Below are 19,888 nucleotides of genomic sequence, written 5' to 3' on the forward strand. Positions count from 1 at the left end.
TTACACCCCTTCTCTATTTATCATTAAAACATCAATTATCATTTTCTCAAGAACTTGACGTTGTGAAACTAAATGTTCCCTAATTCCCAATGTCTCACAACTCAAGATAATAGTATTAAGTAAATCATTGAGTAATTTCAAAGATTCTTCACAAATTTCTCCATAGTCATATTCATCCAGCATTCGTTTAAAATTTTTGATATAACTGTCCTGTAATTTTTTATAAAGTTCCTGTAAGTCTTCATCTTCCTTCATTGACTGCAAAAACATAACATATATTGGAATAAATATATTAGTAGAAAGTGCCCTATCAACAGTAATTTCAGCTAATAACTCTACACTTAAAGGCTTAGAAATTTCACATATCTTTTTTTCAATAATGTCTTCTCGATATTTACAACCTCTTAACATCAAATCGTATAGAATTTCAGTTGTACTTTTATAATAGTGGTACAAACCTCCTGTGGACAGTCCAGTAGCTTGTACTAAATCATACATACTTGTGTTTTTATATCCTTTTCTTGTAAAAACATCTAATGCAATATTTTGTATTTTCAATTTTCTTTCTCTTGATGTTAGTCGTTCTCTAGTCATTTTGTCCTCCTTACCGACATAACTATCGGTAATAATAGATTAACACTAACTAACTTAATTGTCAATACCTTAATATTACAAAAATCATAATAAACAAATAAATAATAACTTTTTGTTCACACAAAAAAGACTACTTATCTACTTCTGATAAATAGTCTTCTCGTCCAATTTTTAGATTTTTCCATTTAAGAGTTTCTTAGTTTTTCTAAAATTCTATCTCTCTTCATTTTCAAAACATTCATATCTTTAAATTTATAATTTCGTATTAACATAACATTAATTTTGTTTAAATTTTGTTAAACCATATCATAATAACATATTCTATTCAATATATTCAGCATTTACTTTATATTATTTTAAAACAAAAACCTACTAATTAATATCTTAGTAACATTTTTGTAAATTTATTATACACAACTTCTCACTTAATCCTCTCAAATTCGACCAAACTTAAGCTAATACTATATAAATTCACTAAACCAATTATCCAAGAAATTCATTTGTTCTTCAGTATAAAAATAATGCTCTCCATTTTTCATAATGGTAAGACTCGAATTGGTTTTATTCGCAAAATTCGTCATAGTCTCCAAAGAAGTTAGAAGGTCATTTTCTGCATAGAGAATATCTGTTGGTACATTCCATTCTATTGGATTATTCCTAACATAAGTAAGATATTCCCAAGACAAAGTTTCACCAAAGGATGTTGCAATTTCTTTTTTATTATATAATTCTTCCTCTGAAACATTAGACATTTTCATCATATTTAAAATTATTTTTTCCATATCTACAACTGGTGAAATAAACATAGCTTTTTTAATTTTTTTATCCGATAATGCAAGCATCGAATAATAAGCTCCCAAACTATTTGCTATTAAGTAAATATCATCATATTCAGAGACTATGGAATCAAAAAATTTTGAAAATTCTATTTTAGCATCCCAAGGAAGTTCAGATTTGTAATCAAAGCCAATAATTTCATATTCATCACTAAAAAATTTTTTATAATGTTCTGCTTCAACAGAATTCCCGCCTTTCCCATGTATGTATATAACTGCATTTTTCATTATAACACCTCTATTTTTTATAAAATTCGGGATTAAATACAATTGTTCCATATTTTAATTTAGGTAATTTAATTATCTCATCATATAATTTATTAACTTCTTTAAACGGCTTAATAGATAAATGTTCTATATTTTCAAGACTTAAAAGTGGAGTATAATCCTTACTTTTTACAATACTTGTAAAAAATCTAAAAAATCTTAATTGCTTCATATCTTTCAAAAAATCAATAGAATCTATATGAATATTTTTCGGAGCAAAGCAATCCCCCTCAATTGTAAGACTTTCCAATTTTTTAAGTTTTGTAAGTGGACTATAATCGTCAATTTTTTGAAAATTTTCAACTGTTAAAGCTACTAAATTTTCTAATTTCGAAATTGGTTCAATACTTCCTACACTTGAACCTGAACCTAAATGAAGGAATTCAAGATTTACAAGATTTGAAATCTTTGAAATATCTGGATAAACTCCCCATTTTATATATAATTTTTTAAGATTTTGTTGTGAACAAACCGCATTAAACAACTCTTGTGGCATTCTTGTACAAAATGTAAGTTCTGTAAAAGCCGTTGGATTTTTAATTAAAAAATCACACCATTCATTTACAACATTTTTTCTTGCCTTTGCAGTTTTGTACTTTGAATTAGAACTATCATCCAATTGAGTACAATTTATTATAATTGCACTTTCTCCATTATATTCAGAAACCTCAACAATACTTCTAGGTCTATTTTCATTTTTGAAGTAATAATCATAACCGTATATTAATTGTTTTTCATTTAAAACCATTTTTTACTCCTTCCTATTTAAGAAGATTATATCTAAATTTTCATTGCTAATACTTTATTATGATTATATCATATGTATATATTTCATTCAATTTGAGTTGATATGCTTGTGGGCTTATGAGATTTACATATTTTATGTATCTTCGATACATTTACTTTTGCTAAAGCAAAAGTATGAGATCTTTCGACTACACTACGTTTCGCTCAAGATGACGTATAAGGAATAAACTTTGATTACGGGCTTAACGTTAAAAGTAAATAAACATCAAACTATATTTATAACCTTATACAACGATATGTTTAACGTTATAGCAACTTGCAAAACAACGCCCCTAACACGTCATCTCGACCGAAGTTGAGCAAAGCGAAACGAAGCGGAGAGATCTCATATGTTTACTTATAAACAAAAGTAGGTCTGATGGGGTAATTGTATCTTTAGATACAATTACTCTGCAGATATCATTTTTCGCACAAAAAAGACGATATTTCTATCGCCTTTTAAGTGTATATTTATTTTTATAAACTTAAACCATTCCTTCAGCATTCATACGAATTGCATAGAACTCCTGAAATGTATCCGGCTCATTTTCTATTGTTTCTTTCATTTGAATTAACTTTCTTTTTCCAACTCGTCTATCTAATATCGCAAAAATTCTTACGAGTAAATTTTCACTTTTTAGGCTCATTTCTATACTTTGATTATCAAATTCTGCAAAGGAATTGTAAAAACAACGTTGGTCAAATACTCCCAATTTTAAGGCTGTATCGTCTATAAATGCATTTTCTTTTTTCATTCTTTCTTCGTATTTTTCATCTCTAGGGAATAAATTAGCTTTAAACCAGTTATTCCAAAAGCAACCTTTGATGACTTCTTTTCCGTCATATCTTATTGCTGCTCGTCCCTCATGGTCCGGACTTTTGCTATAAGTTGTAGCAAAATATTGAATATGCCCTTGTAGGCTTTCAGCAAGATATTCTTTTTCAAGTTTTTTCCTTATACCACTCCAACTAGCCAATATTATATCCCCCTTTTAAATGAATTTTATTTATTTTCTGTATTCTTTGGCTTGAAAAAAGTTTTTCCCCAACCAATTAGCGAAGCCCCAAGATATCCTATTGTGTAATTTATAAAGATATCTCTATAAGCAGATTTTGCCAAAGGCTCTCTAAGTCCAGTTAGCCAAATATATCCAAACACTAATAAAAGAGTTGGAATGTAGATTATGATAGCCTTTAGCCAATAATTTTTAAGTTTCAAATTTTTAATCAATATATATGCAAGAACTATTATAAATACAATAATCGCTCTATCAATTTCATGCCAATTTCCATTTGGGTCTTCATACTTTCCATTCAAAAGATACAGCACACTATTAAAAATAGTCGCAATGGTATATAGCACCGAGTAAAGAAAAGTAGCCTGTTTTAATCAATTATTCCATATATATTTCATAATTCTACCTCCATAAATTTAAATTTATTTTCATAAGAATTAAAGAACTTTAACAACCATGATGCAGTTTTCTCCTTTTACTAGTAAAATTATGTCAATTATATCATATATATTTTATAACATCAATTTTATATTAAAACTATACTTTTTCTTTTTTTAAATATTTAACAAACCAAGATATTGTATTTTCCCATGATATAACCGTTTCATAATATATATCATCTGTTTTATTCTTTTTATAACGGAGATTTGGAAGATATGGAATTGTATTCATATGTCCTAACGCTGTAGTTAATACAATATTCTTTTCGCTAGATCTTATATTTTTCATAATGTTGATTGAAGCTCTATAAGAATCCCATATTTCATCTTTTGTAGATGTAATTAATAGAAGAGGGCAAGTGATGTTTTTTATATCTATAACTCCAGAATTATCAGTACTTGATTTTTTTATTAACATATTCATAATAAAATCCTTTATCTTAAATGGTTTATATTCTATTTCTTCACCACCATATGTCCAAGAAGAATGCTTAGAATTTCTTTTTCCTTTTAATCCTTCATAAACCCTGTCACTTGGAGAATTTAAAACTGCACATCTAATAGCATTGTATTTAGATAGAAACATTAATCCATACTCAGCACCCTTTGACCTACCATAAATTCCAATTTTGGAAGAATCAACAAAAGATAGCTTTTGTAGATACTTTAATGCCTCATCAATATTTTCAAGTGGTATTCTATCTAAATTTGAATTTTGGTTATTCATCCCAAAATAACTTATAGCTAATGTTGTAAAGCCATGATTAGCTAATAACATCGCAATGTTTTGTGCTTTTTCAATTCCTCCATCACTACCTGATAATACTATAATAGCTGGCTTTTTGTTATTATCATTTTTATAAAACATTCTTCCTTGCCAATTTTTTCTGATTATATCATAATAATCTATATTAAAATCTTTATAAAATCTATTAAAGGTTGTTTTAGCAAGTAATTTTTCATCCGACATAATTGAAATTTGATAAGTAACAACATCATTTAAAGGTAATTTTTTTAAGTCTCTAATACGTTTTTTATTAGTAATTGATACAGCTTTGAGAGATTCAAATAATCCCATATTTCTAAAACCTATATAATCTCCACCTTTAGACGGTGAATTTTTAAGAGATACAGTACCATTTGAATCACTGAGAAAAACAGCCTCAGCCCTCCAAAGCGTATTTTCTGACCAACTCATAGGAGCATTGATATTGTAAAAACAACTTGTTTCTAAAATAATTTTAACTTCTTCAAATCTTTTTAGTCCCTGAATACATATATTAATCTTTGAATCCATAATTTTATTACTATCTTCGATTATTATTTTACAGCTCATCATATCCCTCCCAAACAATTACAATATCAGACATTAACTCACTTAATTGTTCAAAAAAATAATCATCATATTTACTAAAAATTATCTTCAAATTTTTTTCAATTTTTTTATGCTCTTCATCGTGTTTAGCACATACTATTTGTCCCTTTGTGGTTAGCTCAAGCACAATACTTTTCTTATTAATCTTATTTTTTTTGACACATTCTTTTTTTTCCAATATATTAACTACTTGCGAAATTGCACTTCGGCTTATATTTAATTTTTCAGCATATTCAACAAGTGTATAATTAGGATTATGTTCAGCCATTTTTAATAAATGTACTTCTGATAAATTTAAGTCAAAAATTTTATGTTGTTTGTATTCTAAACTATGATATAACCTTATGAAATTTTGAAAATCATATAAAAATTTTTCATAATTCATTTTATCATCTCCTTTTGTTAACCTACTTAACAAAATAACATAATTATCCAAAAATGTCAACTACATATTAATATTATATTATTATTTTCATGCTATTTTTTCTAATCATCCAAATATTTTATGATTTTTACCTATTATATTATATTATATTATATTACTTTCCTACTTTAGATTATATTATAAAAAAAGAAGGATTCTCAAAATTTATACAAAGAGATCCTCTATAAATTCAAATTTATTTTATTATATTTTGACTATTTTCTAAAAATAGAAATCGGAACAAAATTTATAAAAATAGATATAACTATACAAATCAATACATTCTTAGCATTACTTTGCATAAACTCTAAAAACATACTCCAATTTCCGTTGGTAAAATAAAATTTATAAATTATGGCAGAATGAATAAAATTTATAGAGCATACTGCTGCTAGTAATAAACTTAACCTTTTAAAACCTATGAAATTTTCATCTTTATATTCCTTAATACGACCTATTATTGCAACAATAACTCCTACAATTGCGATTATTAACCACATAACTACCTCCTTAAATTCTATTTTCCTTAATATTCTATATTTTACCTTATATTTATTGATATTTCAAATATAAAAAAAACAGTAAATCATATTGACTTACTGTTAAACTGCTATATTTTAGCTTAAACAAAATCAAATTTATAAATCTCTACGCAAATAAATCATATCAACCAATTGGATACCATCTTCATATATTGGGTGATTATAATTTTCCGTAAAAAAATTTTTGACAGTATGGGAGCGAAAAAATCCACATTTTACATAAAAATCAATAGTTTTAGGACTATCTCCCGTGCCAACTTGTAATGTAGAAAATTGATTTTTATATTTAGTAACAACAAAATCAATCAGAATTTTTCCATAACCCATTCTTTGAAAATTAGGGTTTGTAGCAATGTTCTTTATTTCAAGAACTCCATTTCCCTCATCAGTAACTACACATTCAGATTTAACACCATTATCATCTAAAACAAACATTATTCCTCTATCAATATATTTATCAATCATATCTTCTTGTTCATCAGCAAGAAGCAGAAGTTCCATATACTGCTTTTTATTTTTTCTAATTTCCAATATCTTCATAAATTTATCCTACAATCTCAACTTATTTTATCTATTATATTCATCATCAAATGATTATATATCCTTAGAGCAATCATATTGTATTTTTTGTAATTTTAATTATATATATTTTTCAAACCTCGATTGTTCAATTACCTTATCTCCAAGTAAAGTAATTGCTTTTTGTGGACATAGACTTATACATCTGTAACACATTGTACATTTATTTTCAGGGATAGCTTTTTTATCTTTGATGTGAATATTTTTCATCGGACAAACCCTACTACATAAACCACAACCATTACAATCATCGCTTATTTTTAATTTATCGGTATATCCCATAGTTTTTCGATAAAACCATAGCCTTTGCCCAAAAAGTCCCTTCATATGTGCAATGAAAGATAGTCCTTCTCTTGGATATCTTCCCTGCTTAATCTGTTCTGCAACTTCTTCTAATCTTTCATCAGCATTTTTTACGATTTGTCTGTTTTCTTTAATATCTTTTTTCAACAGCTTACTGTCGCAAACGGAATCGGGCATTTTTATCTGTATGCCTCCCAGAATTTCTGCTCCATATTTTTTAAAAATTCTTGCAGTACATCCCGTTCCATCCCCACTGAAAAGTCCCATTGTATTTATACAAAAAACATTTTTCCCTTCCCAAAGCGAACAATTTTTCATAATAAAATCTCGTACCATAAAAGGCGCATTAGAAAATTGAGTTGGATAGCCTAAAAAAATTACATCCTCTTTCTTTAATAAATCTATAATCTGTGGATTTTCCAAAGGAAGACATTTTGATTTATCATCTATCAAATATACAAGTTTTTCAACACAATGTTTAGTATTTCCAGTTCCACTTAGATAAATGCCTATCATATATTCCTCCTTTAAATCCAATCTATCAATTCTACTTTTCTATATTAGCTAAAAATTCTTCCACTTTTTCCAAATATTCTTTCGGCTTATCTCCGTGAATATTATGCATAGAATCAAATCCTTCAACTAAAATACTACCTTTAATCAATTCTTTAACACGCTTTGCATCTTTTTCATCCATTGCAGAAATCAGAAGTCCATCTTCATTATAATAAGAAGGAGCTGTATTTTTTGGTGGTTTTACATGTAATATACAAGTAGGAACAGTAATTTCTTTCAACAATTCTTCTTGTTTTATTCCCTTAAAGAAACTGAAATCATAAAATGCATCTCCAAATCTTAAGTCATAATCACCAGTTTTATCTTGTAAATTCGCTGTTAATTGAAGTAAGGTATTTACTCCTAACTTTGGCGGATAATACCAAATAATTGGTATTTTAGTATTATCCTTTTGAAATCTTTTCATTGCAGGTTTAGCCACAATTTTATCCCAATTATCTTTTCCGCCCTCATTAAACAATTTTCGCATCGGATCATTTTTTAGATAATGTTCAAAATAAGTAGTATTAGGTTTTTCAGTTAAATAATTGTGAATATTTTCGAAAGTTTTATAAGAAAATGTGTTTTCAGCACGTCCTTTTTCTGTTGCAAAAAATGGTCCGTCTTCCAAAATAATCGCCTTTACATTTTGTGGAAATTTAGCACCGATATATGCAGTAATTAAGGCACCTGAAGAATGCCCCGAAATAATTGTTTTTTCTCCAATTTTTTCTTGAATAAATGATGCAATATCATTTCCTATGCTTTCAATATTATATAAATCAGGATTTTTACTTGACTTTCCATGTCCATAATAATCAAGTGCAAATACATGATACTTTTTTACTAATTCAGGAAACACAGTACGATAATCTTTCCAATCTACCATTTGTCCATGTAATAATAAAATAGCCGGACCATTATTTGGACCTTCAACATAATTTATTACATTTCCATTTTTTAGATTAAATTGTTTTTCTTCCAAGCCTAAACTTGAAGCCTTGTTCTTCCTGAACTTTTCACCTGAATAGTCATAATTTAGATTATAAATTGCATATATTACAATAAAAACAACTACAACTAAAACTAATATCACTATAAATTTTAATATCTTAATCTTCTTCACTTAAATCACCTTGAATATTCATCAAAACTTTTGTTGCAACATCTCCATTCATAATGGCTAACCCTCTTCTTTCATCTCCAAGAATTAACAAATTATCTCCAGTTTCTATGGAGAAAATTTTTCTTGCCTCTTTTGGAATAACAATCTGTCCCTTAGTTCCTACCTTCGCAGTCCATGCATGTAGTTTTCCATCTTTTTTACTTTTCATATCCGCCTCCGTATAATAAGTATGTTTATTCATACTTATTATACTACTTTAAGATTTATAAATCAAATTTAAACAAAAAACAGTAGATTTTAATTTCTACTGTTTAAATAAATTTATCTTCTTTAAATATTTTCTCTTTTTATAAGCAGATAGCTCTTTTATTGCAATGTTTAAAGATAGCTTTGATTTTCCTTTTTCTTTTAAAGAACCTACTAAGACGATTTTTTGTTCAGGTAATTTTAGTATATATGTAGTATATAAAATTGCCTGTGGTTGTGGAAATTTAATCTCCAATTCTCCCTTTTGGATTTTAATTTTTTCATTTCTCATTTTTAAAATTGCATAATCATCGTATAGCTCAAGCTCTGCATCTTCATCTTCTCTACTCCAAAATTTAAAGACAATCCAAAAAGGTACTAACATTGAAATCGGAATTAATCCAAAAATCAAATATACTGCATGCTTAGGATGGTCTTTAAAATATTGTGGCTCATTTGTACTTGCAAATCCTAAATAAATAAGAAACTCATAACAAAGAAGAATTCCTATCACCATTCCTATAATAACCATAATATGTAGCAAAGTTGGAGTGTTTTTGTTATATCTAAAATTTATTTTTCTCATTTTAAAACCTCTTCTCTTTTATGATATAAACTATTTTCAATTTATATTTTACATTATATGAGCCAATATTTCAATTAATTCCACAAAAAATAGGACTATGAAATCAAATTCATAGTCCTTTGTTTTAAAAAATTATTTTCTTGATGCTTCAAATATACTTTGAATTGAGCTGTCTAACATTTTATCAAACTCTTCCCCAGTTTGATTTACATTAAGTCCTTCTGACAAAGCTCTTGAGAAACTTGCGATAACTCCGTGATTTTTAGCAAGAATTTCATTTGATTCTTCTCTTGAGTATCCGCCAGAAAGAGCAACAACTCTTAAAACTCTTTTATGGTCAACTAATTCTTTGTAGAAGTTAGGAACAGTTGGCAATGTAAGTTTTAACATTACTTCTTGTCCTTCTTCTAATTTATCAAGTTCTTTTAAAATTTCTCTTTTTAAGATTTCTTCACATTTTTCTTTTTCTGCTGAATTTATATCAACTTCAGGTTCAACAATTGGAACAAGTCCACCTGCGATAATTTGTTTTGCAAAGTCGAATTGTTGAGCAACTACTTCTTTGATAGCTTCTTCATTTGCTTTTTTAATTACTGAACGCATTTTTGTTCCGAAAACTCCATATTCAACACCTTTTTTTACAATTTCAGCTAAATTTGGAATTTCTTTCATAAGTTGAACACCATTTTTTTCTTCTGCTAAGCCCTTATCAACTTTTAAAAATGAAACAATGCCTTTTTCATTCCATAAATAATCCGGAGTGAATTTACCGTTAACTTTTCTTTCCATTGTCATTTCAAATAAAATCGCCCCTAATATACGTTCTTTAGTAAAAGCCTTTGAAGTAACAATTCTTGTACGCATTTCGTGAATTAAATCGAACATTTCAGCTTCATTTGTATAAGCATCTTCATTTACACCATATAATCTTAATGCTTTCGGTGTACTTCCACCACTTTGATCCAAAGCCGCTATAAAACCTTCATCGTTTTTGATTCTGTTAAATTTTTGTAAATCCATATCTTCGCTCCTTAAAAATTATTAAGTAAATTTTACTCTAGCTATATTTTATCATATTTAAGGTAATTTAACAAACTTATAAATCATTTATTTTTTAATATTTTTTTACTTAATTGGTATAAAACATCTTGATAATTGCCTTTTAATAATTTATTTACATTTTTAATATACTCTCAGTTAAAACTTTTGAAAAATTTATACCCAACCTTGTTCCTTTATCATTCGCCCATTTAGGTATTGATAAAGTCTTTTTAACTAAAGATGTATCTTTTAAAAATTTTTCTAAATCTACCTTTATTAAAGTAACAAATTCATCATTCTTTGTCTTTACATTTTTTATTGGAGTGGCTTTTGGTAGCTCAATTCCTCTTTCTACATATTCAGATAAAACAAGTCCTAATACTTCTTCTGCCATTGAAATACCAAAAGAAATATCCTCGGTATTTATTCCTGTATAAGCTTCTTTTATATCTATACTCTCAATAAAATAACCTTGTGGACTTTCTTTTTTAAATACAAATGGATAAACTACAAACATAAAATCACTCCTTAAATTTTCAAATACAAGACTATTTCTTTAGTCCTGTATCTTTTAAGATTCTCTGCTCAAGACCTTTTCCTAAATCTTGGTTCCCATGAACTGGCACTACAATTATTGCACCATCTTTTTCTAAAATATGATGCGAGCCCTCTTGCCTTAATTCTTTCCAACCATTTTTCTTTAGGAGCTTAAGCATTTCTTTCCCAGTAAGTGGCATGTGCACTCTACCTCCTTACGTAATATATTGTAACACGTATTATTACGTAAGTCAAGTTTTTGTATATAAATCTATTTATATTTAATTTTATGTAAAAGTATTATTAAAACTAACACAAACGAAATGCTGTTTGCAAAAATAAGTGCAAAATCTTTTATCATTAAACCATGAACAAGCCAAAGGAAAATTCCCGTTGTTTGCATAATACACATAATCAAAGAAATTGATTTTGTGTTTTTATCTTTTATTATCTTTATAACTTGCGGTGCAAATGCAAAAGTTGTAAGACAAGCAGCCACTATTCCTATCATATTACCTCCTAATATTTCATTTTAAAATTTTACCACATTTTGAACATAAATTACAACTTGACAAAAGATTTTATTTATTATAGTATAGACTAGATAATTAGTATTTTTTGGAGGTTAATATGGAATATAAAACACTTTTTCCCGAATTTGAATCATTCGACAAAGGACATCTAAAGGTTGATGATGTTCATGAAGTATATTATGAACAATCAGGAAATCCAAATGGAGCTCCTGTAGTATTTGTTCACGGTGGACCAGGTTGTGGTTGTGGCGACAAATCTAAAAGATTTTTAGATCCATCTTTTTATAGAATAGTAACAATTGACCAAAGAGGTTGCGGTAAAAGTAAACCATTTTTGGAATTAAAAGATAATAATACACAAAATCTTGCAAAGGATATGGAAAAGATAAGAGAACATTTGAAGATTGATAAATGGCTTGTTTATGGCGGTTCTTGGGGTACTACTCTTTCCTTATACTATGCAGAAAATTATCCACAAAGTGTTGTAGGTTTAATTCTTAGAGGAATTTTCTTAGGAAGAGATGAGGATATTAAGTGGTTGTATCAAGGTGGAGCAGGAATGTTCTTCCCTGAAGCCTTTGAAATCTTTAAATCTCCTTTTAACGAAGAAGAGAGAAAAGATTATGTTCAAAGTTATTACAAATACTTAACTTCAGATGACTATGAAACAAAGAAAAAATACGGAAAATCTTTTAGTGCATTTGAAAATTCAGTTGTTGCTCTTGAACCGAGAGTTATTTCAGAAGAAATCACTGATGAAGATATTTCAATGGCAATTATGGAATGCCATTACTTTGTAAATCATTGTTTCTTTGAAGAAAATTACATTTTAAATAATGTTGAAAAAATAAAAGATATTCCTACAATAATTATTCATGGCAGATATGATGTAGATTGCAGACCTGTTGGGGCTTATTTATTGCACGAAAAACTAAATAATTCAAAATTGATTTTCCCTATCTCAGGTCATACTTCTTTCGATCCTGCAATGACCCACGAGCTTATTTTAGCACAAGAGGAATTTAAGAAACTTTTTTAGATTTCTCTAAATAAAGGAGGTCAATATGGTATCCAATAAAAATTTACCAAAAATAGTTTTCTCACTATCTTTGATTTCATTTTGTATTACATTATTCTGGGGTGTTACTGTTCACTTTTCAAACTTAAATGTAAAAATTTTATTGGCTTTACAACCTATAACTTTAGTTTTGCTTGGATTTTCAATGTATTTTTCAAGAAATTCAAGAAAGATTTACTCTATAATGAGTATAATTCTTTTCTTGATTACATTTAATCTTGAACATATAATGTATTTTATATTGGTTTATGGAGTTTTAATATGAAAAAAGAAAATTTATCAATAATACTATTTTTAATTGGTGCTATAGTAGAAATAATTTTGTTACTATATGTAAAATCCTTTAAAACAGGACAAGGAATTCACCTGCCACATTATATTGGATATTTAGGATTCTTTTTCCCACAAATAGTCGGGGCAATAGCCTCTTATTTTTCAAGATATTCAAAAAAAGTCGGATTGTGGTTGTTTTTAAATTTGGGATTAATATGCTCAACTGTATACTTCCACATATCCTATCTTGAAGTAATTGATTAGGAGATAATATGTTAAAAAATGATTATATAATGAGAAAAATTGAAGAATGGATAAGTATGATTTTAGAATTTGTCTTTAAAATCGACAAAAATTCTTCACCTGAAAAACTATTAAAACTAGAAGCAAGTAAGGAAATTTTAAAAGACTTAAAATTAAAAATCGACAATGGAAATATAAATGAAGCTGAAGATGCTTTATTTGAAATGTTGAAATACAAAACACAAGATAGTTTGTTAATTGGACTCCTTTTTTATTCATATCTCAATGGAAAAGATTCAAAATTTTTAAATGAACATGATTTTGAAAGAGATGAAATAAAAACAGGAATAAAAGACTTGCTAAACGAGTTTAATATGAATAATTTATCAGATTTAATTTAACTAGGAGCTGACTACTATAGTCAGCTTTTAGTTAGATTAGTAAAAACTGGAGTATAAAAAGATTTCTATTTTTAATATTAATATAATTTAATGCAAGTAAGGAGATAAAATGAAAAAGAAATACATTTTTGGGTTAATAATAATTTTAATATTTGGTGTTTTTATGGCATTTCGTATAAATAAAGATTGGACTAAATATAAAGAAGAATTTAGACAAAGACAAGAGAAAATCGTCCTATATTTTGTAAATCATTTTGAATTAGAAAATGGCGAAGAAATTAAAGAAATAAAAGTTTTAAGTTTTAGAAAACATCATATGACTGGTTATTGGAATTGTTCCCTTTTAATAAATGGAAAATATCATGCTAATGTTTCTGAAAATGACAGAACAAGAGAAATTGATGGTGCATCTTACGACAAAGAAATTGAATCAATAAAGCCCCCAAAAAATATTACAAAATTAGAAATAAAAGTAGAATATTTAGAGGATTAGATTATGAAAAAATATATTTTTGGGTTGATTGTTTAATGCAAACAGCAAAAAAGCTTCAAAAATTTTATAGAAAATAAAAAGCTTCACGTCATAATACTTAGCAAATAAAATTTTCCAACACGTCATTTCGACCGAAACGGAACGTAGTGAAGTGAAGCGAATCTAGCCCTAACTTTGTTTACTTGTAAGCAAAAATAGGTCTGACGTGGTAATTGTATCTTTAGATACAATTATACTGGAAATCTCATAAAGCCCTATTAAACATAGTATTTCTATATTCATTTTTACTCAAATTAAAGTATGATATTTCGACCTAGTATGTATCTACGATACATTTACTTTTGATTGTATACAATCAAAAGTATGAGATCTCTCCGCGTTGGTCGAGATGACGTTTAAGGAAATAACTTAGATTAACAGCTAGACGTTAAAGGTAAATAAACTTAAAAAAGTACTACATCCCAAAGGAAGATAAAATGCTTTGAGGATTAGTTTATCTATGATATAATAATTACGGATGTATTTTAGATTTATTTTTAAATAGGAAGGTATAAAATGAAAAAAATATATATTTTTATTGGAGTAGTGATAATTTTAATAGGAGGTGTTTTTATGGCTTTTAGTTTAAATGGAAACAGAGCAAAGCATAAAGAAGAATTTAGAGAAAGACAAGAGAGACTTGCTCTATATTTTGTAAATAATTATGAATTAGCAAATGGTGAAGAAATAAAAGAAATAAAAATTTTAGATTTTTCAAAAGATTTTATGACAGGGTATTGGAATTTTAGTTTTTTAGTAAATGGAAAATATTATGCTGATATTTTAGAAAGCTACGAAAAAAAACAAATACTAAGTGTAGAATATCAAAAAGGAGAATTTAAAGAAATATCACCTCCAAAAAATAATACAAAATTAGAAGCAAAGATAGGGTATTTTGAGGATTAGATTATGGATAAAATAAAAATTACAGATTTAGATTATAACGTAATTTCATCTAAAGTTTATTGGGTTCGAAAAAACAAGAAAAATAATAAAAAGCCATTAGTAAAAGGAAGAACATTTAAGAGTTCTAATACTTGGTATGAAGTCCTAGAAGTATTAGACCATGAAAATGGAATGCAAGCAATGGCAGTAGCTCCAATTATAAATGGAAAAGTCGATACAAGTCGTATAGTAATTGCTTATGCTGGAACTGATGAATGGAAAGACGTTGAAACAGATGCTCAAATGATAGGACTTGGAGATACAGAAAAATTAACTCATGCTGATTCTCCAGAAGATGATATTATAGAATATGATGCTCAATCAAAGACAGCGTTAGATTTTGCAAAGAAAATAAGAGCAGAATATCCTGATTCTATAATAACTACAACTGGACATTCATTAGGCGAATCAACAGCTATGTATGTTGCTTTAAAAATGAGATTTAATAATACAGGATTTAACGGACCGGATATACATAATATGATAAGCAAAGATGAAATAGAATATATGAGAAAACATCCAGAGCAATTTATAAACTATAGAAATTATTATGACTATGTGGGAAATATCACTGGAAACAAAACACAAACAGCAATATATTTAAATTATGGATTTGGAATTTATACTCATAGTTTATCAGATTGGGAATTTAACGAAGAAGGAAAACTTATTGATAATTATGGAGAAGCAGTAAAAACTAGTCTAAAACTAAAACAAGAAATGTTCGATAAACTAGACAATCTACAAAATATCAAAACAAAGTTAGCACAAGGAGGCTATACAGAAAATGAGGAAATATTTTTAGATAGCGAACAAGCAAGAATAATATCAAAAGGAGTAAAAGAAATATCGACAACAGCATATGAAAATATAAAAAATATAAGAGATAAAGCAGTTGCAGGAGCAGAAGAAATATGGGATAGTACATTAGAAGTCCCGTTTGGATTTATTTTATCACCACAAGAAGTAAGGGCAGCATATATGGAAGGTGGAGTAACTTATGATACTACAGTAGGACAAACAAAAAGAGAGCTTGATCCAAAAGTAGAAAAGGCAAAAGAAATAAATGAAAATTTTATAGAGTTAGATGAAAAGGTAAATAAAACTATTGATGAAATGCTGGAAAAAGATGAAGAATTAAAAAAGGATTTTGATTTATGGACGAAAGAGATGAAATAAAAACAGGAATAAAAGACTTATTAAAAGAATTTAATATGAATAATTTATCAAAATTGATTTAACAAAGAGCCGACTTTTGTAGTCAGCTCTTTGTTAAAATTGATAAAAAAATTTATAAAATTTAATATAGTATTATTAATACAATAAAATACTATTCTCTCTTTAGCTAGGTAAAAATATGAAAAAGAAATATATTTTTAGTTTGATAGTTTTATGTTATTAGTAAAAAATTATATAGAAAATAAAAAGCTTCACGTCATAATACTTAACAAAAAAAGTCTCTCAACACGTCATCTTGAGCGAAGTGAAACGAAGTCGAAAGATCTCAACTATTGCTTGTTTGTAAGCAATAGTATTTCTGAAAGAAATCCTAATAAATTATTGATGTATCTTCGATACATTTACTTTTGATTGTATACAATCAAAAGTATGAGATTTCCAGAGTCATTGTATCAAAAGATACAACGACCCCGTCAGACCTACTATTGCTTGTAAACAAGCAAAGTTAGGGCTAGATTCATTTCTCTATCGCTACAGTCGAGATGACGTTTAAGGAAATAACTTAGATTAATAGCTTAACGTTAATAGTAAATAAACTCTAGAAATTAATATTATTTGAGGAAAAAATAAATATATAAAGGATTAGATTATGAAAAAGAAATACATTTTTGGGTTGATTGCAATTTTAATATTTGGTGTTTTTATGGCTTTTAGTTTAAATGGAAACAGAGAAAAACACAAGGAAGAATTTAGAGAAAGACAAGAGAGAATTGCCCTATATTTTGTAAATAATTATGAATTAACGAATGGCGAAGAAATTAAAGAAATAAAAATTACAAGTTTTAGAAAAAATCATATGACGGGATCATGGCGTTGTTCTTTTTTAATAAACGGAAAATATTCTGCTAATGTTTCGGAAATTTATGAAAAAAAACAAATTCTCGGTGCTGGATATCATGGCGACGATTTTAAAGAAATAGTCCCACCAAAAAACAATACTAAATTAGAAGCAAATATAGAATATTTTGAGGATTAGATTATGAAAAAGAAATACATTTTTGGGTTAATTGTAATTTTAATATTTGCTGTTTTTATGGCTTTTAGTTTAAATGGAAACAGAGAAAAACACAAGGAAGAATTTAGAGAAAGGCAAGATAGAATTGCTCTATATTTTGTAAATAATTATGAATTAGCAAATGGCGATGAAATTAAAGAAATAAAAATTTTAAGTTTAACAAAAAGTAATATGACAGGATATTGGGATTGTGATTTTTTGATAAATGGGAAATATTATGCTAATGTTTCGGAAAGTGTCAGAACAAAAGAAATTGATGGTGCTAGCTATCAAGATGGAGATTTTAAAAAAATAAAACCACCAAAAAACAATACAAAATTAGAAGCAAAGATAGAATATTTTGAGGATTAGTTTATCTATGATATAATAATTATAGATGTATTTTAGATTTATTTTGAAACAGGAAGGTATAAAATGAAAAAGATATATATTATAGGCTTAGTTATAATTTTAATAGGAGGTGTTTTTATGGCTTTTAGTTTAAATGGAAACAGAGCAAAGCATAAAGAGGAATTTAGAGAAAAACAAGAAAAAATTGCTCTATATTTTGTAAATAATTATGAATTATCAAATGGTGAAGAAATTAAAAAAATAAAGGTTTTAAGTTTAACAAAACATCATATGACTGGTATATGGGGCTGTGAACTTTTAATAAATGATAAATTCAACATTTCTCTTGCTTTAGAAAATTATGAAATAGTAAAAATTGGTTCTGCTACCTATCAAGGTGAAGAGATTAAAAGAATAAAACCGCCAAAAAATAGTACAAAATTAGAAGTAAAAATAGAATATTTAGAGGATTAGAATATGAGTGAAGTAAAAATTACAGATTTAGATTATAAATGGATTTCATATGAGGTTTACAAAGTTCGAAAAAATAAACCAAATAATGATAAACCACTAAAAAAAGGAAGAACAGTGGAATCATTTGATAAGGAATTCAAAGTCTTAGAAGTACTAGACCATGAAAATGGAATGCAAGCAATGGCAGTAGCTCCAATTATAAATGGAAAAGTCGATACAAGTCGTATAGTAATTGCTTATGCGGGAACTGATGAATGGAAAGACGTTGAAACAGATGCTCAAATGATAGGACTTGGAGATACAGAAAAATTAACTCATGCTGATTCTCCAGAAGATGATATTACAGAATATGATGCTCAATCAAAGACAGCATTAGATTTTGCAAAGAAAATAAGAGCAGAATATCCAGATTCTATAATAACTACAACTGGACATTCATTAGGCGAATCAACAGCTATGTATGTTGCTTTAAAAATGAGATTTAATAATACAGGATTTAACGGACCGGATATACATAATATGATAAGCAAAGATGAAATAGAATATATGAGGAAACATCCAGAGCAATTTATAAACTATAGAAATTATTATGACTATGTGGGAAATGTCACTGGAAACAAAACACAAACAGTAATATATTTAAATTATGGATTTGGAATTTATACTCATAGTTTATCAGATTGGGAATTTAACAAAGAAGGAAAACTTATTGATGATTATGGAGAAGCAGTAAAAACTAGTCTAAAACTAAAACAAGAAATGTTCGATAAACTAGACAATCTACAAAATATCAAAACAAAGTTAGCGCAAGGAGGCTATACAGAAAACGAGGAAATATTTTTAGATAGTGAACAAGCAAGAATAATATCAAAAGGAGTAAAAGAAATATCGACAACAGCATATGAAAATATAAAAAATATAAGAGATAAAGCAGTTGCAGGAGCAGAAGAAATATGGGATAGTACATTAGAAGTCCCGTTTGGATTTATTTTATCACCACAAGAAGTAAGGGCAGCATATATGGAAGGTGGAGTAACTTATGATACTACAGTAGGACAAACAAAAAGAGAGCTTGATCCAAAAGTAGAAAAGGCAAAAGAAATAAATGAAAATTTTGTAGAGTTGGATGAAAAGGTAAATAAAACTATTGATGAAATGTTGGAAAAAGATGAAGAATTAAAAAGGGATTTTGATTTATGGACGAAAGAGATGAATACCTAAAAAAGAAAAATATAGAACTAGAAAATTTACAAGAAGAATATAATAACATAAAAAAGAATTACGAAGAAAAAATCAATGATTTAAAAGATAAAAAGAAAAAACTTATTGAAATGATTGATAAGAAAAGAGAATATACTATTAATTATCTTCGCAGTAATGAAAATTATAATAATGAATTAAGTAATTTAAATATTATTTTTAGACAGTATTATGATAATGTAGATATTATTTATATCGAAAATGTAAAAAAAATTAATAAAAAATTTAGAAATGATGAAGATGAATATCAAAGTAAAATAAAAAGATTAAAAATATATATAGATGAAAATTATAAAAATAATAAATAGAATA

Annotated in this window: 28 protein-coding genes and 1 pseudogene; 12 read left to right on the forward strand and 17 right to left on the reverse strand. The window is 27.4% G+C overall.

What is annotated here, in order from left to right; genetic code table 11:
- From VJI95_RS05075 to VJI95_RS05155, 17 genes and pseudogenes are all read right to left on the reverse strand, one after another.
- A complete protein-coding gene (locus tag VJI95_RS05075) occupies nucleotides 1-594 on the reverse strand; it encodes a TetR/AcrR family transcriptional regulator (RefSeq protein WP_324010478.1) in 594 nt (197 codons plus the stop codon).
- 461 nt (nucleotides 595-1,055) lie between these two features.
- Nucleotides 1,056-1,658: an alpha/beta hydrolase gene (locus VJI95_RS05080; RefSeq protein WP_324010479.1), complete on the reverse strand. Its 603-nt coding sequence runs from the start codon at nucleotides 1,656-1,658 to the stop codon at nucleotides 1,056-1,058.
- Between the two features lie 10 nt (nucleotides 1,659-1,668).
- Complete coding sequence (locus tag VJI95_RS05085) at nucleotides 1,669-2,445, reverse strand: hypothetical protein (protein WP_004832651.1); 777 nt, start codon at nucleotides 2,443-2,445, stop codon at nucleotides 1,669-1,671.
- Nucleotides 2,446-2,968: 523 nt separating this feature from the next.
- Nucleotides 2,969-3,460, reverse strand: coding sequence for an SF0329 family protein (locus VJI95_RS05090; protein ID WP_324010480.1), 492 nt, complete (start codon nucleotides 3,458-3,460; stop codon nucleotides 2,969-2,971).
- A 26-nt stretch (nucleotides 3,461-3,486) separates the two neighbouring features.
- Nucleotides 3,487-3,861, reverse strand: a pseudogene (locus VJI95_RS05095) (DUF6608 family protein); the annotation flags it as partial.
- 175 nt (nucleotides 3,862-4,036) lie between these two features.
- Nucleotides 4,037-5,275: an acyl-CoA thioesterase/bile acid-CoA:amino acid N-acyltransferase family protein gene (locus VJI95_RS05100; protein ID WP_324010481.1), complete on the reverse strand. Its 1,239-nt coding sequence runs from the start codon at nucleotides 5,273-5,275 to the stop codon at nucleotides 4,037-4,039.
- On the reverse strand, nucleotides 5,265-5,699 hold the full coding sequence (locus VJI95_RS05105) for a MarR family transcriptional regulator (protein WP_324000037.1): 435 nt from the start codon (nucleotides 5,697-5,699) through the stop codon (nucleotides 5,265-5,267). Before VJI95_RS05105 ends, VJI95_RS05100 begins: the two co-directional genes overlap by 11 nt.
- 254 nt (nucleotides 5,700-5,953) lie before the next feature.
- Entirely contained in the window at nucleotides 5,954-6,238 is a 285-nt protein-coding gene (locus tag VJI95_RS05110; protein WP_324000039.1) for a hypothetical protein, read from the reverse strand.
- A gap of 138 nt (nucleotides 6,239-6,376) precedes the next feature.
- On the reverse strand, nucleotides 6,377-6,820 hold the full coding sequence (locus VJI95_RS05115; protein WP_324000041.1) for a GNAT family N-acetyltransferase: 444 nt from the start codon (nucleotides 6,818-6,820) through the stop codon (nucleotides 6,377-6,379).
- A 99-nt stretch (nucleotides 6,821-6,919) separates the two neighbouring features.
- A complete protein-coding gene (locus VJI95_RS05120) occupies nucleotides 6,920-7,678 on the reverse strand; it encodes an EFR1 family ferrodoxin (RefSeq protein ID WP_324010482.1) in 759 nt (252 codons plus the stop codon).
- A 31-nt stretch (nucleotides 7,679-7,709) separates the two neighbouring features.
- Nucleotides 7,710-8,843 carry an alpha/beta hydrolase gene (locus VJI95_RS05125; RefSeq protein ID WP_324000045.1) on the reverse strand — a complete coding sequence of 378 codons (1,134 nt, stop codon included), beginning with the start codon at nucleotides 8,841-8,843 and terminating at the stop codon, nucleotides 7,710-7,712.
- A complete protein-coding gene (locus VJI95_RS05130) occupies nucleotides 8,830-9,051 on the reverse strand; it encodes an AbrB/MazE/SpoVT family DNA-binding domain-containing protein (protein WP_314939215.1) in 222 nt (73 codons plus the stop codon). Before VJI95_RS05130 ends, VJI95_RS05125 begins: the two co-directional genes overlap by 14 nt.
- Nucleotides 9,052-9,147: 96 nt before the next feature.
- Nucleotides 9,148-9,675: a hypothetical protein gene (locus VJI95_RS05135; protein WP_324010483.1), complete on the reverse strand. Its 528-nt coding sequence runs from the start codon at nucleotides 9,673-9,675 to the stop codon at nucleotides 9,148-9,150.
- Nucleotides 9,676-9,807: 132 nt separating this feature from the next.
- Nucleotides 9,808-10,695, reverse strand: a complete 888-nt coding sequence (locus tag VJI95_RS05140; RefSeq protein WP_324010484.1) for a fructose bisphosphate aldolase — start codon at nucleotides 10,693-10,695, stop codon at nucleotides 9,808-9,810.
- Nucleotides 10,696-10,849: 154 nt separating this feature from the next.
- Nucleotides 10,850-11,233 carry a HicB family protein gene (locus tag VJI95_RS05145; protein ID WP_324010485.1) on the reverse strand — a complete coding sequence of 128 codons (384 nt, stop codon included), beginning with the start codon at nucleotides 11,231-11,233 and terminating at the stop codon, nucleotides 10,850-10,852.
- 31 nt (nucleotides 11,234-11,264) lie between these two features.
- Nucleotides 11,265-11,453 (reverse strand): type II toxin-antitoxin system HicA family toxin, encoded by a 189-nt coding sequence (locus VJI95_RS05150; RefSeq protein ID WP_324010486.1) that lies wholly within the window; start codon nucleotides 11,451-11,453, stop codon nucleotides 11,265-11,267.
- Nucleotides 11,454-11,524: 71 nt separating this feature from the next.
- Nucleotides 11,525-11,764 carry a SemiSWEET transporter gene (locus VJI95_RS05155; protein ID WP_324010487.1) on the reverse strand — a complete coding sequence of 80 codons (240 nt, stop codon included), beginning with the start codon at nucleotides 11,762-11,764 and terminating at the stop codon, nucleotides 11,525-11,527.
- A gap of 119 nt (nucleotides 11,765-11,883) precedes the next feature.
- Here VJI95_RS05155 and pip point away from each other — a divergent pair, with 119 nt between their 5' ends.
- The 12 genes from pip to VJI95_RS05215 all read left to right on the forward strand — a co-directional run bounded on the left by pip (nucleotide 11,884) and on the right by VJI95_RS05215 (nucleotide 19,884).
- Entirely contained in the window at nucleotides 11,884-12,825 is a 942-nt protein-coding gene (gene pip / locus VJI95_RS05160; RefSeq protein ID WP_324010488.1) for a prolyl aminopeptidase, read from the forward strand.
- Nucleotides 12,826-12,850: 25 nt separating this feature from the next.
- Nucleotides 12,851-13,129 (forward strand): hypothetical protein, encoded by a 279-nt coding sequence (locus VJI95_RS05165; RefSeq protein ID WP_324010489.1) that lies wholly within the window; start codon nucleotides 12,851-12,853, stop codon nucleotides 13,127-13,129.
- Nucleotides 13,126-13,401 carry a hypothetical protein gene (locus VJI95_RS05170; RefSeq protein WP_324010490.1) on the forward strand — a complete coding sequence of 92 codons (276 nt, stop codon included), beginning with the start codon at nucleotides 13,126-13,128 and terminating at the stop codon, nucleotides 13,399-13,401. The genes VJI95_RS05165 and VJI95_RS05170 overlap by 4 nt, the downstream gene beginning before the upstream one ends.
- Before the next feature lie 8 nt (nucleotides 13,402-13,409).
- Nucleotides 13,410-13,781 carry a DUF6483 family protein gene (locus VJI95_RS05175; RefSeq protein ID WP_324010491.1) on the forward strand — a complete coding sequence of 124 codons (372 nt, stop codon included), beginning with the start codon at nucleotides 13,410-13,412 and terminating at the stop codon, nucleotides 13,779-13,781.
- 109 nt (nucleotides 13,782-13,890) lie between these two features.
- Nucleotides 13,891-14,274: a hypothetical protein gene (locus tag VJI95_RS05180; protein ID WP_324010492.1), complete on the forward strand. Its 384-nt coding sequence runs from the start codon at nucleotides 13,891-13,893 to the stop codon at nucleotides 14,272-14,274.
- 612 nt (nucleotides 14,275-14,886) lie between these two features.
- Nucleotides 14,887-15,219: a hypothetical protein gene (locus tag VJI95_RS05185; protein WP_324010493.1), complete on the forward strand. Its 333-nt coding sequence runs from the start codon at nucleotides 14,887-14,889 to the stop codon at nucleotides 15,217-15,219.
- 3 nt (nucleotides 15,220-15,222) lie between these two features.
- Complete coding sequence (locus VJI95_RS05190; RefSeq protein WP_324010494.1) at nucleotides 15,223-16,437, forward strand: Mbeg1-like protein; 1,215 nt, start codon at nucleotides 15,223-15,225, stop codon at nucleotides 16,435-16,437.
- Nucleotides 16,438-17,086: 649 nt separating this feature from the next.
- Nucleotides 17,087-17,473, forward strand: a complete 387-nt coding sequence (locus VJI95_RS05195; RefSeq protein WP_324010495.1) for a hypothetical protein — start codon at nucleotides 17,087-17,089, stop codon at nucleotides 17,471-17,473.
- 3 nt (nucleotides 17,474-17,476) lie between these two features.
- Nucleotides 17,477-17,863 (forward strand): hypothetical protein, encoded by a 387-nt coding sequence (locus tag VJI95_RS05200; RefSeq protein WP_324010496.1) that lies wholly within the window; start codon nucleotides 17,477-17,479, stop codon nucleotides 17,861-17,863.
- Between the two features lie 117 nt (nucleotides 17,864-17,980).
- Nucleotides 17,981-18,316 carry a hypothetical protein gene (locus VJI95_RS05205; RefSeq protein WP_324010497.1) on the forward strand — a complete coding sequence of 112 codons (336 nt, stop codon included), beginning with the start codon at nucleotides 17,981-17,983 and terminating at the stop codon, nucleotides 18,314-18,316.
- A gap of 3 nt (nucleotides 18,317-18,319) precedes the next feature.
- Entirely contained in the window at nucleotides 18,320-19,537 is a 1,218-nt protein-coding gene (locus VJI95_RS05210) for a hypothetical protein (protein WP_324010498.1), read from the forward strand.
- Nucleotides 19,513-19,884 carry a hypothetical protein gene (locus VJI95_RS05215; RefSeq protein WP_324010499.1) on the forward strand — a complete coding sequence of 124 codons (372 nt, stop codon included), beginning with the start codon at nucleotides 19,513-19,515 and terminating at the stop codon, nucleotides 19,882-19,884. Before VJI95_RS05210 ends, VJI95_RS05215 begins: the two co-directional genes overlap by 25 nt.
- Nucleotides 19,885-19,888: the final 4 nt, after the last annotated feature.

This window comes from Parvimonas sp. C2 (genome assembly GCF_035282405.1).
In the GTDB taxonomy this organism is placed as follows: domain Bacteria; phylum Bacillota; class Clostridia; order Tissierellales; family Peptoniphilaceae; genus Parvimonas.